Origin of the sequence: Flavobacterium sp. (assembly GCF_017985075.1) — a bacterium.
Classification (GTDB): Bacteria; Bacteroidota; Bacteroidia; order Flavobacteriales; family Flavobacteriaceae; genus Flavobacterium.
Window position 1 is genome coordinate 67,853 of sequence record NZ_JAGNYF010000001.1, and the last position, 12,565, is coordinate 80,417.

General features: G+C 29.6%; 9 protein-coding genes. 2 read left to right on the forward strand and 7 right to left on the reverse strand.

What is annotated here, in order from left to right; translation table 11 throughout:
- Positions 1 to 2: 2 nt before the first annotated feature.
- The 3 genes from KA468_RS00310 to gcvP form a co-directional block, all read right to left on the reverse strand.
- On the reverse strand, positions 3 to 1,061 hold the full coding sequence (locus KA468_RS00310) for a 3-oxoacyl-ACP synthase III family protein (RefSeq protein ID WP_291240959.1): 1,059 nt from the start codon (positions 1,059 to 1,061) through the stop codon (positions 3 to 5).
- A gap of 172 nt (positions 1,062 to 1,233) precedes the next feature.
- A complete protein-coding gene (locus KA468_RS00315; RefSeq protein WP_291240960.1) occupies positions 1,234 to 1,605 on the reverse strand; it encodes a group III truncated hemoglobin in 372 nt (123 codons plus the stop codon).
- A gap of 166 nt (positions 1,606 to 1,771) precedes the next feature.
- On the reverse strand, positions 1,772 to 4,615 hold the full coding sequence (gcvP, locus tag KA468_RS00320) for an aminomethyl-transferring glycine dehydrogenase (RefSeq protein ID WP_291240961.1): 2,844 nt from the start codon (positions 4,613 to 4,615) through the stop codon (positions 1,772 to 1,774).
- A gap of 141 nt (positions 4,616 to 4,756) precedes the next feature.
- Between gcvP and KA468_RS00325 the strand changes: the two genes are divergently transcribed.
- Together KA468_RS00325 and KA468_RS00330 are read left to right on the forward strand one after the other, a co-directional pair.
- Complete coding sequence (locus tag KA468_RS00325; protein ID WP_291240962.1) at positions 4,757 to 5,527, forward strand: hypothetical protein; 771 nt, start codon at positions 4,757 to 4,759, stop codon at positions 5,525 to 5,527.
- A gap of 225 nt (positions 5,528 to 5,752) precedes the next feature.
- Positions 5,753 to 6,070, forward strand: coding sequence for a hypothetical protein (locus tag KA468_RS00330; RefSeq protein ID WP_291240963.1), 318 nt, complete (start codon positions 5,753 to 5,755; stop codon positions 6,068 to 6,070).
- A 271-nt stretch (positions 6,071 to 6,341) separates the two neighbouring features.
- Here the strand turns inward: KA468_RS00330 and KA468_RS00335 are convergent, their stop codons facing one another.
- The 4 genes from KA468_RS00335 to KA468_RS00350 form a co-directional block, all read right to left on the reverse strand.
- A complete protein-coding gene (locus tag KA468_RS00335) occupies positions 6,342 to 8,654 on the reverse strand; it encodes a WG repeat-containing protein (RefSeq protein WP_291240964.1) in 2,313 nt (770 codons plus the stop codon).
- 16 nt (positions 8,655 to 8,670) lie between these two features.
- Complete coding sequence (locus KA468_RS00340; RefSeq protein ID WP_291240965.1) at positions 8,671 to 10,695, reverse strand: M3 family metallopeptidase; 2,025 nt, start codon at positions 10,693 to 10,695, stop codon at positions 8,671 to 8,673.
- A 106-nt stretch (positions 10,696 to 10,801) separates the two neighbouring features.
- Positions 10,802 to 11,287 (reverse strand): 5-(carboxyamino)imidazole ribonucleotide mutase, encoded by a 486-nt coding sequence (gene purE / locus KA468_RS00345; RefSeq protein WP_291240966.1) that lies wholly within the window; start codon positions 11,285 to 11,287, stop codon positions 10,802 to 10,804.
- Between the two features lie 74 nt (positions 11,288 to 11,361).
- Positions 11,362 to 12,522, reverse strand: a complete 1,161-nt coding sequence (locus KA468_RS00350; RefSeq protein ID WP_291240967.1) for a 5-(carboxyamino)imidazole ribonucleotide synthase — start codon at positions 12,520 to 12,522, stop codon at positions 11,362 to 11,364.
- Positions 12,523 to 12,565 lie beyond the last annotated feature (43 nt).

Below are 12,565 nucleotides of genomic sequence, written 5' to 3' on the forward strand. Positions count from 1 at the left end.
TATTATAATTGATATACGATTGCATTAATATTCATTCCGGCTCCAACCGATGCAAATAAAATGATATCCCCTTTGTGAATTTCTTGATTTTCAATTTCTCCTTTTAGTAAAGCATCGTATAAAGTAGGAACCGTGGCTACACTTGAGTTTCCAAGTTTGTGAATGGTCATTGGCATAATGCCTTCTGGTGGAGTTTGATTGTAAAGTTTGTAAAACCTTTGAATAATGGCTTCATCCATTTTTTCATTGGCTTGATGAATTAGTATTTTTTTAATTTGATCAATTTTAATACCACTCGCATCCAAACAGGCAGCCATAGCTTTTGGCACGTTGTTCAAGGCAAATTCATATATTTTTCGACCATGCATTTTTATGTATCTCACATTTGGGTCGTGTTCTTTATTAAAGGAATTTCCAAAAAACAAATAATTTGCTTCTTCGTATGTGAAAGATGCCGATTCATGCGCTAAAACTCCACCGTTTTCATCACTTGCTTCAAGTATTGTAGCGCCTGCGCCATCAGAATAAATCATGGAATCTCTATCATGCGGATCAACTACTCGAGAAAGCGTTTCGGCACCTATGATAAGGCATTTTTTTGCCATGCCAGCTTTAATAAATGCCGTAGCTTGAATCATACCTTCAACCCAGCCAGGACAACCAAAAAGCACATCATAAGCCACACATTTAGGGTTTTTTATGCCTAAATTACGCTTTGTTTTTGAAGCCAAACTAGGCAACATATCTCCTTGAATGGCGCCTTTTTTTACATCTCCAAAATTATGAGCAAATATAATATAGTCTAAAGTTTCAGGATCTATGTTGGCATTTTCTATAGCTCGTTTTGCGGCTATTGTTGCCATGTCGGAAGTTTGAAAACCGGTATGCGCATATTTACGTTCTTCAATTCCTGTAATGCCATAAAATTTTTCAGTGATTACGTCATTTGATAATGGAAACGAAGTGCCGTCTTCATTTAAAAAAATATGAGAAGAAAAATCTTTATTAGTTACTGTTTCTGTAGGAATATAACTTCCAGAGCCTGTTATTTTTATTGTCATTTTTTAAATTTATTATAGTTTTAAAACGTATAAATCTATTTTTTAACTTTCTGATTTCAGAATTTAATACTAAAATAGTAAATTGAAATTCAAAAGCGGTATAACAAATTGTAAATTAAATAATTATTACGAATTTGTTAAAATATTTGCATTTTTTTGTCAATTTCAGAATTTATTGAAATTTTATTTTCATTACAGTTGCCATATTTAATGCCATTGTTTTCATTTGATCAGCTCTATTTCCTTCAAAATTTTCAGTTATAGCAGTGTATAAATGGTCTAACCAAATTTCAAAATGTTCGTGTGTGAAAGGATGCTTATCATGAATGTCTTTATGTATTTGGAACATATTATTGCTATAACCTCCTTTTAAAAATAAACCTTGCTCCCAAAATGTAGCTAAAACATCAAAATGCTCCTCTAAATTTTGGTCAACATGTGTAGCCTTTGTAAAATAGAAATTTATGGATTGATCTTTTAATAAACTATCATAAAAATTTCGTATTATTAAAAGAATGTCTTCACGGGTTTCTATATCTCTCATTGTGATGAATTTTTTGCACTTCAAATTTACAACTTTCCTTTTTGAAGAAATTGATATTTATCATATTTCATAAAAAAATCTCAAATTCACAAAATCGGAATTTGAGATTTTAATGTTATTTGTTTTTAGACTTCGAAAATCGTAAATCTAAAATCGTAATTAAATATTACATATACGCTTCAATTGGCGCACATGAACAAACTAAGTTTCTGTCTCCATACGCTTCGTCAACACGACGTACGGTTGGCCAAAATTTATTTTCAGCAATATATTCTAATGGAAATGCTGCCGCTTCTCTTGTGTATGGGAACACCCATTCGTCTGAAGTAACCATTGACAATGTGTGCGGTGCATTTTTTAAAATATTTTGAGTATCATCTTTTGAAGAAGCGCTAATTTCTTTACGAATAGCAATCATCGCATCACAAAAACGATCTAATTCTGCTAAATCTTCCGATTCTGTTGGTTCAATCATCAAAGTTCCAGCAACTGGGAAAGAAACGGTAGGGGCGTGGAAGCCATAATCCATTAGACGTTTCGCAATATCAGTAACTTTAATACCATTATCTTCAAAAGCACGACAATCTAAAATCATTTCATGAGCGGCTCTTCCCATTTCTCCAGAATATAAAATTGGATAATGCGCTTCTAAACGCGCTTTCATATAATTAGCGTTTAAAATGGCGTGTTTTGTAGCATTTGTTAATCCTTCTGCACCTAACATGCAAATGTATCCATACGAAATTAAGCATACTAAAGCCGAACCGTAAGGAGCTGCAGAAATAGCTGTAATAGCTTGTTCACCACCCACTTTAACAATTGGGTTAGTTGGTAAAAACGGCACTAATTTATCATTAACACAAATTGGTCCAACACCAGGTCCGCCACCACCATGAGGAATAGCAAACGTTTTGTGTAGGTTTAAGTGGCAAACATCTGCGCCAATAGTAGCTGGATTGGTTAATCCAACTTGCGCGTTCATATTCGCGCCATCCATATAAACCAAACCACCATTTTCATGAATTAGGTTTGTAATTTCAATAATTGAACTTTCAAAAACACCGTGAGTAGATGGATAGGTTACCATTAAAGCAGCTAAATTAGCCGAATGTAAAATGGCTTTTTCTCTTAAATCTTCTACATCAATATTTCCTTCTGGAGTAGTTTTTGTCACGATAATATCCATTCCAGCCATAGCTGCTGAAGCTGGATTGGTTCCGTGTGCTGAAGACGGAATTAAACAAACCGTTCTGTGTTTATCGCCACGAGATAAATGGTAGGCACGAATGGTCATTAAACCGGCATATTCGCCTTGTGCACCAGAATTAGGTTGTAATGTAGTTCCTGAAAAACCAGTGACTACATTTAATTGATGCTCTAGTTTTTTAAGCATCGTAAGATATCCTTCCACTTGATCAAGTGGTGCAAATGGATGTAAATTATTCCAATTTGCCATCGATAAAGGTAGCATTTCGGCAGCTGCATTTAATTTCATGGTACATGAGCCAAGTGAAATCATGGAGTGGTTTAACGATAAATCTTTACGTTCTAATTTTTTAATATAACGCATCAACTGACTTTCCGAATGATTGTTATTAAATACATCGTGTTGTAAGAAAGTTGATTTTCTAATTAAATTTTCTGATATTACAGTAGTTTCTACTAATTCAGTAATAGGTTCAAATGTTTTTTCTTTGGCTTCAGCGAAAATAGCTACAATTTGATTAATATCAGAAATTGAAGTAGTTTCATTGAATGAAATTGAAATGGTATCAGCATCAATGTAGAAGAAATTTACTTCATTTTTTTCTGCAATAGCTTTCACTTTTGCAGCATCTGCTTTTACATTTATGGTATCAAAATAGGAAGTATTCGTTTGATAGACTCCAATTTTGTTTAAAGCTTCTACGGCTGTATTAGCTGAATTATGTACTTTATTTGCAATGTATTTTAATCCTTTTGGTCCGTGATAAACCGCATACATTCCGGCCATAACTGCTAATAAAACTTGTGCGGTACAGATATTTGAAGTTGCTTTTTCACGTTTAATATGTTGTTCACGTGTCCCTAATGCCATACGTAAGGCACGGTTTCCGTTTACGTCAATTGAAACTCCAATTATTCTTCCTGGCATCGAGCGTTTGTATTCGTCTTTTGTTGCGAAAAAAGCAGCGTGAGGTCCACCATAACCCATTGGAATTCCGAAACGTTGAGAAGTTCCTACAACTACTGAAGCGCCCATTTCTCCGGGAGGTGTTAATTTTGCTAAAGATAAAATATCTGCGGCTACGGCTACTTTAATTTCGTTTTCAGTTGCTTTTGCAATGAATGCAGTATAGTCGTGAACTTGTCCGAATTTCCCTGGATATTGAAGAATAGCTCCAAAAAAGTCCGATGAAAAATCAAATGTTTCATGATTTCCAACTACTAATTCTATATTAAGTGGTGTAGAACGCGTTTGTAAAACTGATAATGTTTGTGGTAAAATTTCTTCTGAAACAAAGAATTTAGAAACATTATTTTTCTTTTGATCTCTTGTTCTAACATCAAACAATAAAGTCATTGCTTCAGCTGCAGCTGTTCCTTCATCTAATAAAGAAGCATTTGCAATTTCCATTCCAGTCAACTCAATAACGGTAGTTTGGTAATTTAAAATGGCTTCTAAACGACCTTGTGCAATTTCCGCTTGATACGGTGTATACGCAGTGTACCAACCTGGATTTTCAAAAACGTTTCTTTGAATTACTGCAGGAACTATTGCTGGATGATAACCTAATCCAATATATGATTTGAAAACTTTGTTCTTTTTTCCTAATTCTTGAATATGATTTAAATATTCATATTCAGTCATCGGTTTTTCCAGATTTAGTTCGTTTTTTAAACGAATATCTGTAGGAATAGTTTCGTAAATTAATTGATCTACTGAATCTACTCCAATAGTTTTTAACATGTGGTTTAAGTCTTTTTCACCTGTTCCAATGTGTCTTAAAGCAAAAGCATCTGTTTTCATTTATATATAAAAATAGGTTGTGTTTAAATTTGATACAAAAGTAATTATTAATCTGCTAAAATTAATTGCTTTTTAGTTGAATTTTCATGATTTTTATCAACTAAAATAGCTTGTTATTAACACTTTTATTATTTTTGTTGAATGTTAGTTTTAAAACAAATTTTCGATTTATACATCAAAAGCAGTTTACATGTTGCTTTTGCTATTTTTTCTTTAGTAAAAGTAGTGGAGCTATCGTTAAACATTTCTTCTAACGTGTTTTTGGAAAGAGCTATTTTTTCTGGTAGTGTATTTGGCTATTCAGTTTTAAAATATTACGAATTTTGGAAATCCACTAAGTTTTCAGTACACAAAAATAATTCTGTTTTAGGAATTACAACAGTTGCATTTTTGACTTTTGTAATTTGCTTCTTTCAATTAAAATTTTGTTTTCAAATAGCATTTTTACAAATCTTTTTTTTGGTTGTATTGTATCCGTTTTTACGAAAATATTGGTTTTTAAAAATAGCTATTGTGAGTATTTGCGTAACGTACGTGGTGAGTTACATTCCAACGTTAGATACAAAAATGTTGTTTTTTTTCAATACAATTTTACAAGTGAAATTATTTTTCTTGATATGCGCCTTGTTAATTCCTTTTGAAATTTATGATTCGCAGCATGATGCAATTACTTTACAAACGATTCCTCAAAAATTTGGTATAAAAAAAACTAAATATTTAGGTTACTTGTTTTTAATTTGTTTTTGCATTCTGAGTTTAATATTACGGTTTGAACGTTTCGATGTGGTAATAGCAATTGTAATTGGATTTTTTATTCGATTTTCTTCCACAAAAAATAGTAAATATTACACCAGTTTTTGGGTAGAAAGTATTCCTATTTTGTGGTGGTGGTTAGTTTTGATTTTTAAATAGTTAATCAATTAATCTCGACTTTTTTATTATAAATACTTTATGTTTTTTATGGCTATGAACTAGATAAAGTTATATTTTAATTGTTTACTAAACTCTTAAATATGAAAATTACGTTAAATTTCTTTATTTAACTATTCTCTTGCAAAACCAAATATATATGATAATTCTTCCGATTTTTTTGTAAAATTTAAATTTTTACTTTATATTCGAAAAAAATATATTAGTATGCCTCCACTATATCCAATACAAAGTTATAATTATGTTTTGTCAATAAGTTTAGAAATAAATTTAGAAAATCTAATAATGTTTCATAAATATCAATTATTAAAAGCTTATGTTTTTATTAGTCCTCTAACTATTTATGAACACAATAAGTTAATTGATGCAACTAATGAAATTGTAGATAACTTTAAAGATACTATAAATGACCTCAAAGAATTAAATGATATAAATATTAAATGGCAATATATTGACAAAATTAAGAATGAACAAAATAGTGTTTTAGAAAAATCTATTTCTATATTAGATAAACTAAATTCGTAGTCTTATATGCTTTTATAACTTATAAATATGTAATTATTAGGATTTAATAATAAAACATTTGTATGATTATATAAAAACTTTTGGTAAAGAGTCAATTTTGTGAAATTCTAATATTTTAACTACTTTATTTAAATTATTTACTGTAAGTTTAGATTTCCATTATTTATTAAATATGTCTAAAACTCTAATTATTTGTTATTAAAAATTATTTAACATTACCGTTATGATATCACTTACAAATTAAGTTGGTAAATTAAAAAGCTGTTAATATTTATTTCAACTTAGAACTTTCATGACCAAATAGATCAATATAATATCCTCCAATTTCTCTAATTGTAACTAGCGCAGCTCCATTAATAAATATATTAGCATCATCGAATTTACATTTTATGACTTCGTTTAAATCTTTATCTAAATAACCAAATTTATTATTTTTACAAACAACAATTCTATTTTCATTAAAGCGATAATATGTTTTAACAAATTTTCTGTGTTCCTCCAATTTGAATTTATTGATCTCGAAAATATCTTTTACATCTGTAAATATAAAATCTGTTTCTATTCCACTATTAAAATTTTTATATTTGATAAAACCATTTTTATTTATGATAAGAATTAATTCATTACTGTTTAAAATTCTTCGAGTGTAATTTAATTCTTTATATTCATAATTTAAATTCATTAGATTTAATAAATCTATTTTATTTTCTCTTTCTATTTCAATTAGATTTATGTCTCCATATTCATATAAAAATAAATATTTATAATCGCATTCTAATATGCACTTTCCATAATAATCATATAAACCTTGATTTTTATCGCAATCGTGAGTTACTATAAATTTTTTTCCAAATTCAAATTGGTTAAATTTAGAATCTATAAAAGAATTATAGTCTTTAAAATATAAACCTATTTTATTTTTTCTATAAAGTAAATAAAAATCTAATTCTCCATTTAGATCATTACTGAGAGTATAAATAATATTTTCATCGGATAGTTTTGATAAATTTTTACTATCTTCAATCTTATCATACTCAAGAGGTATCAATATATTTTTTTTGAACAGATATACTCCAAATAAATTGGAGGTTATATTTTTTAATAAAATACTATCATCATCAAAACCATCAATATCGAAGTCATAATCAAATTCTAAAATTAATTCCCCTCTGTAATTTAATAAACCGTACTTTTCTTTCTTTTTATATTTGATTAATTTAGTTTCATATCTTATTAAATTACTTTCAAAATCTAAATAAGTTAAGGAATCATATATTGGACTTATAGTTTCTTTCCCATATATATCAATAATTCCTTTTTTGCCATCAACTTCAAAAAGTAAATGTTTGGGTATTTCAAAAAAATTATTAATTAGCTTACCTTTAATGCTGAATCTATTGATAATTGTTTTATCGAAATTCATTACAGTTACAAAATCATTCTGTATTTCAATAAAAAAGTTTAGAGAGAATCCACCATAATTTATATCGTAAAGGATATTTCTATTCTCAAAAATTATTTCACCATTTAGATTATTAATTATAGTAATTGAATCTTTTTTTAACTTAAAAACTATTAATTTTCTGTCCTTGTTGGCTACAATCGAAATTATTTTTTTAGTATTATGTAGAAATAAGCCATTTATATAAAATGTTACATTTATAAATAGTTTTCCATTAATCCAAATTCCTGGTTCATCATTATCTCCATAAAAACCATATGAAATATTTCTATTTAATGTTTTTAGTATTTGAATTCCTCTATAGTCTATGATGTAATATTCAGTTTCTTTATTAGTTAAACTTTTTTTAAATGAATAAAAACCCCATCTTTCGTCAATAATTAGTTCATAAATATTTTCATATAATTTGGTTTTATTTAAATAAATGTCAAATTTATCATTTTCATTAATCTTAATAGTTAGAAATTTTACGGTTGGAAAATTATCTTTTTTAAACGGAATGTCTAATAATTCAAATGAAATATCAGGTTTTAGATTAAGATTTTTAAAAATATTTTTTTTAAATAATATTTCATAACAAGTTTCAATAGCTTTTAAAGAGTTTTTACTGTTATTAACATAAAACTCATTTTTTTTACCAGTTAAGTTCGTGAGTAATTCATTTAATGAAGGATATTTGTAGCCATTTTTATTTATTAATCTACATTCATCAACTCCATATTTCATTAAACATATTTTATTTTTAACATTAAGATTTTCATATCCATTTCTTAATATTTCACTTCTTAACACATTTAAATGGAAGTCTATATTATGACCCACAAAAAAATCAACTTCATTAAATTCAGGTAATATCTTATCAAATAAATCATTAATAATTACTCCTTTGTTAATAGCTATTTCATTACTAATCTTATGAATATTAAAAGCTTCATTTTCAATTAAAAAACCATATGGTCTAATGATATAATCACTAAATTCAGTTTTTTTTTCTAAATATTCATTAGATATGAAATAGCTTAATGAGACCATTCTTGTCCAATTATTGAAATCAAGATAAGGAATATTATAATCTTTTTGTTGGCTGGCTGTTTGAACATATAAAAAGCAAATTTTACTCATAATAAATCATGTTTATTTAAATCAATCCTGCTCTTTTCAGCAAAGCATCTGCATTTGGCTCTTGTCCTCTAAAGTTTTTATATAGCGTCATTGGATGCTCGGTACCACCTTTTGACAAAACATTTTCTTTAAATTTCGTCGCGACTTCTTTATTGAAAATGCCTTTTTCTTGAAAATAGGCAAACGCATCGGCATCCAAAACTTCCGCCCATTTATAACTGTAATATCCGGAAGAATAACCACCTTGAAAGATATGTGAAAACGAAACGCTCATACAATTTTCAGCAACATCTGGAAATAATGACGTGTCGCCCATGGCTTGTTTTTCAAACGATTTTATGTTATCAATAGGTTGGTTTTTCCCATGATATTCCATATCTAACAAACCAAAACTCAATTGGCGTAAGGTGGCCATTCCTTCTAAGAAACTTGCCGATTCTTTAATTTTCTCCACATATTCTTGTGGAATAATTTTACCTGTTTCATAATGTTTCGCAAACAAAGCCAAGGCTTCTGGTTCGTAACACCAGTTTTCCATTACTTGAGAAGGTAATTCTACAAAATCCCAAAATACTGAAGTTCCCGAAAGGCTAGGGTAGGTAGTGTTTGCTAACATACCATGCAAACCGTGACCGAATTCGTGGAATAAAGTCGTCACTTCATTGAACGTTAATAAAGAAGGTTTTGTAGCAGTCGGTGGCGTGAAATTACACACATTAGAAACGTGAGGTCTTTCATTTGTTCCGTCTTTAATATATTGAGGTTTGAAAGAGGTCATCCATGCGCCATTTCTTTTGCCTTTTCTTGGAAAGAAATCGGTGTAAAATATCGCAACTAAATTTTTATTTTCATCTAAAACTTCAAAAGTTTGCACATCAGAATGGTATTTGTCAATGTCAAAAACTTCGTTAAATGTTATTCCAAAAAGTTTTTCTGCAATTGTAAATGCTCCGTTTAAAACATTTTCTAATTTGAAATAAGGTTTTAAAGCTTCATCATCTAAATTGAATAATTTTTGTTTCAATTTTTCTGAATAATAGGCGCTATCCCATTTTTCTAATTGTTCAATTCCGTCTAATTCTTTTGCAAAAGCAGCTAATTGTTCAAATTCTTTTTTAGCAGCGGGTTTGGCTTTTTCTAAAATATCATTTAAAAAAGTAATTACTTTTGTTGGGTTTTGAGCCATTCGTTCTTCTAAAACAAAATGCGCATGCGTTTCGTATCCTAATAAATTAGCACGTTCGTGACGTAGCGCTACAATTTTTATAGTAATTTCTTCGTTGTTGTATTCGTTATTTTGAAAGGCTTTTTTACCAAATGAAATTGCCATTTCTTTTCTTAATTCTCTATTTTCAATATAAGTTACAAATGGCATATAACTTGGAAAATCTAAAGTAAATAGCCAACCTGTTTTTTCTTTTGATTTGGCTAAATCAGCTGCAGCTTCTTTAGCGCCTTCAGGCAACCCATTTAAATCCTGTTCATTTGTAATGTGTAATTCAAAATTATTGGTTTCTGCTAAGGTGTTTTCACCAAAAGTCAATTGCAATTGAGCTAATTCGGTATCAATTTCCCTTAATCGAACTTTTTTATCTTCAGAAAGTAACGCTCCATTTCGAGTAAAACCTTTGTATTTTTTATCAAGTAAAGTCGCTTGTTCTGTTGTTAAATTTATATTGTTTTTATTTTCATAAACGTATTTCACTTTTTTAAATAAATCTTCGTTTAAAGCTATGTCGTTTCCAAATTCTGTTAGTAATGGCGTAACTTCTTGTGCGATTTTTTGCATTTCATCTGAAGTTTCCGCAGAATTTAAGTTGAAAAATATAGACGATAATCTATCTAAATTTTCACCCGAAAAATCTAATGCTTCGATAGTATTTTCAAAAGTAGGTGTTTCAGAATTCGTAATTATGGCATCAATTTCGGCTTTTGCTTTGCTAATATTTTCAATAAATGCGGGTTTGTAATCTTCTAATTTTATTTGCGAAAATGGTGCAGTGTTATGTTTGGTATTGAATTTTGAGGTTAAGATTTTCATTATAACTAATTGTTTTTATGTTTTTTAACCATTAAGAGATTAAGTTTCATTAAGCAAAATGGCTAACCAAAATCTTAATTTTTCTTAATCTCTTAATGGTTTAATTTTATTTTTTCAATTCAGATGCTGCTTTATTTACAGCTTCTTTCAGACTTTCTTTATAGAAAATAATTTTATCTAATACACATTTATCTGAACTACCTATAATTTGTGCGGCTAAAATTCCAGCGTTTTTTGAACCGTTTAAAGCTACGGTTGCTACGGGAACTCCGCCTGGCATTTGTAGAATAGATAAAACAGAATCCCATCCATCAATAGAATTACTTGATTTTACAGGCACTCCAATTACAGGAAGCGGACTCATAGACGCTACCATTCCAGGTAAATGTGCCGCACCACCTGCGCCAGCAATAATTACTGAAATTCCACGAGTGTGCGCATTTTTACTAAAATCGAATAACTTTTCTGGTGTTCTGTGTGCCGAAACAATATCTACTTCGGTTTCAATATCAAATCCTTTTAAAATGTCTATGGCTTCTTGCATCACTGGCATATCCGAAATGCTTCCCATTATAATGGCTACTTTACTCATAATTTTTATTTTTTTGAACACAGATTTCACAGATTTTCACAGATTTAATTTGTGTTAATTTGTGAAATCTGTGTTTATTTTACTTCACTAATTACTCTAATTGAATTCTTTACTTCTTCGGCAATTTTTCTGGCTGCTGCCATATCTTCATTTACAATCGTAACGTGTCCCATTTTTCTGAATGGTCTTGTTTCTTTTTTACCATAAATATGAGGTGTCACGCCATCAATTGCCATTATTTTTTCGATGTTTTCATAAATTACAGGTCCAGAAAAGCCTTCTTCACCCACCAAATTTACCATAATTCCAGCTACTTTACTATCTGTATTTCCTAAAGGTAAGTTTAACACCGAACGCAAATGGTTTTCAAATTGCGAAGTATAACTTGCTTCAATAGTGTGATGTCCTGAATTATGTGGTCTTGGCGCGACTTCGTTTACTAAAATATCGTCGTTTTCTGTTTGAAACATTTCTACAGCTAATAAACCAATATGATTAAAGGCTTTTGAAACTTGAAGTGCTATTTCAATTGCTAATTGTGCTACTTTTTCATCAATTCTGGCTGGACAAATTACATATTCCACCTGATTGGCTTCTGGATGAAATTCCATTTCCACAACAGGATAGGTTTTAATATCACCGTATGCATTTCGGGCAACAATCACGGCTAACTCATTTTTAAACGGTACCATTTCTTCTGCAATGCATTCTACTTCAGGTAAATGTAATAAATCCATTGTAGAACGACAAATTTTCACGCCATTTCCATCATATCCAAATTGGGCGCATTTCCAAACAAAAGGAAATTCTAATTCGTCTTTTTCTAATGCTTTTTTTAAATCATTTAAATCTACAAAACGCTGGTGTTTTGATGTTGGAATATTGTTTTCAACATAAAAATCTTTTTGTTTTCCTTTATTCTGAATTAATCTTAAGGTTTTAGGTGATGGATATACAATATGTCCTTCTTCTTCCAATTTTTCTAATGCGTCTAAATTTACATTTTCAATTTCAATGGTAAGGGCATCACACATTTTACCAAATTGGTAAACGGTTTCGTAATCTAACAAACTTCCAACAAAAAATTTAGTTGCTCCATACTGCGCTGGCGCTTCGTTACTTGGGTCTAAAACGAAAGTAGTGATATCAAATTTTCGGGTTTCTGTCAAAAGCATTTTACCCAATTGACCGCCACCTAAAATACCTAATTTAAAATCTGAAGAAAAATAATTCATTAGTTGTTGTTGTTGTTGTTGTTGTTGTTGTGTTTGTGCAAAG

What these genes read in the sequence shown, in the direction of transcription:
- purE (WP_291240966.1), bottom strand. Translation starts at nt 11,287, where the DNA reads ATGAGTAAAGTAGCCATTATAATGGGAAGCATTTCGGATATGCCAGTG.
- KA468_RS00335 (WP_291240964.1), bottom strand. Translation starts at nt 8,654, where the DNA reads ATGAGTAAAATTTGCTTTTTATATGTTCAAACAGCCAGCCAACAAAAA.
- KA468_RS00350 (WP_291240967.1), bottom strand. Translation starts at nt 12,522, where the DNA reads ATGAATTATTTTTCTTCAGATTTTAAATTAGGTATTTTAGGTGGCGGT.
- KA468_RS00315 (WP_291240960.1), bottom strand. Translation starts at nt 1,605, where the DNA reads ATGAGAGATATAGAAACCCGTGAAGACATTCTTTTAATAATACGAAAT.
- KA468_RS00340 (WP_291240965.1), bottom strand. Translation starts at nt 10,695, where the DNA reads ATGAAAATCTTAACCTCAAAATTCAATACCAAACATAACACTGCACCA.
- KA468_RS00330 (WP_291240963.1), top strand. Translation starts at nt 5,753, where the DNA reads ATGCCTCCACTATATCCAATACAAAGTTATAATTATGTTTTGTCAATA.
- KA468_RS00325 (WP_291240962.1), top strand. Translation starts at nt 4,757, where the DNA reads ATGTTAGTTTTAAAACAAATTTTCGATTTATACATCAAAAGCAGTTTA.
- gcvP (WP_291240961.1), bottom strand. Translation starts at nt 4,615, where the DNA reads ATGAAAACAGATGCTTTTGCTTTAAGACACATTGGAACAGGTGAAAAA.
- KA468_RS00310 (WP_291240959.1), bottom strand. Translation starts at nt 1,061, where the DNA reads ATGACAATAAAAATAACAGGCTCTGGAAGTTATATTCCTACAGAAACA.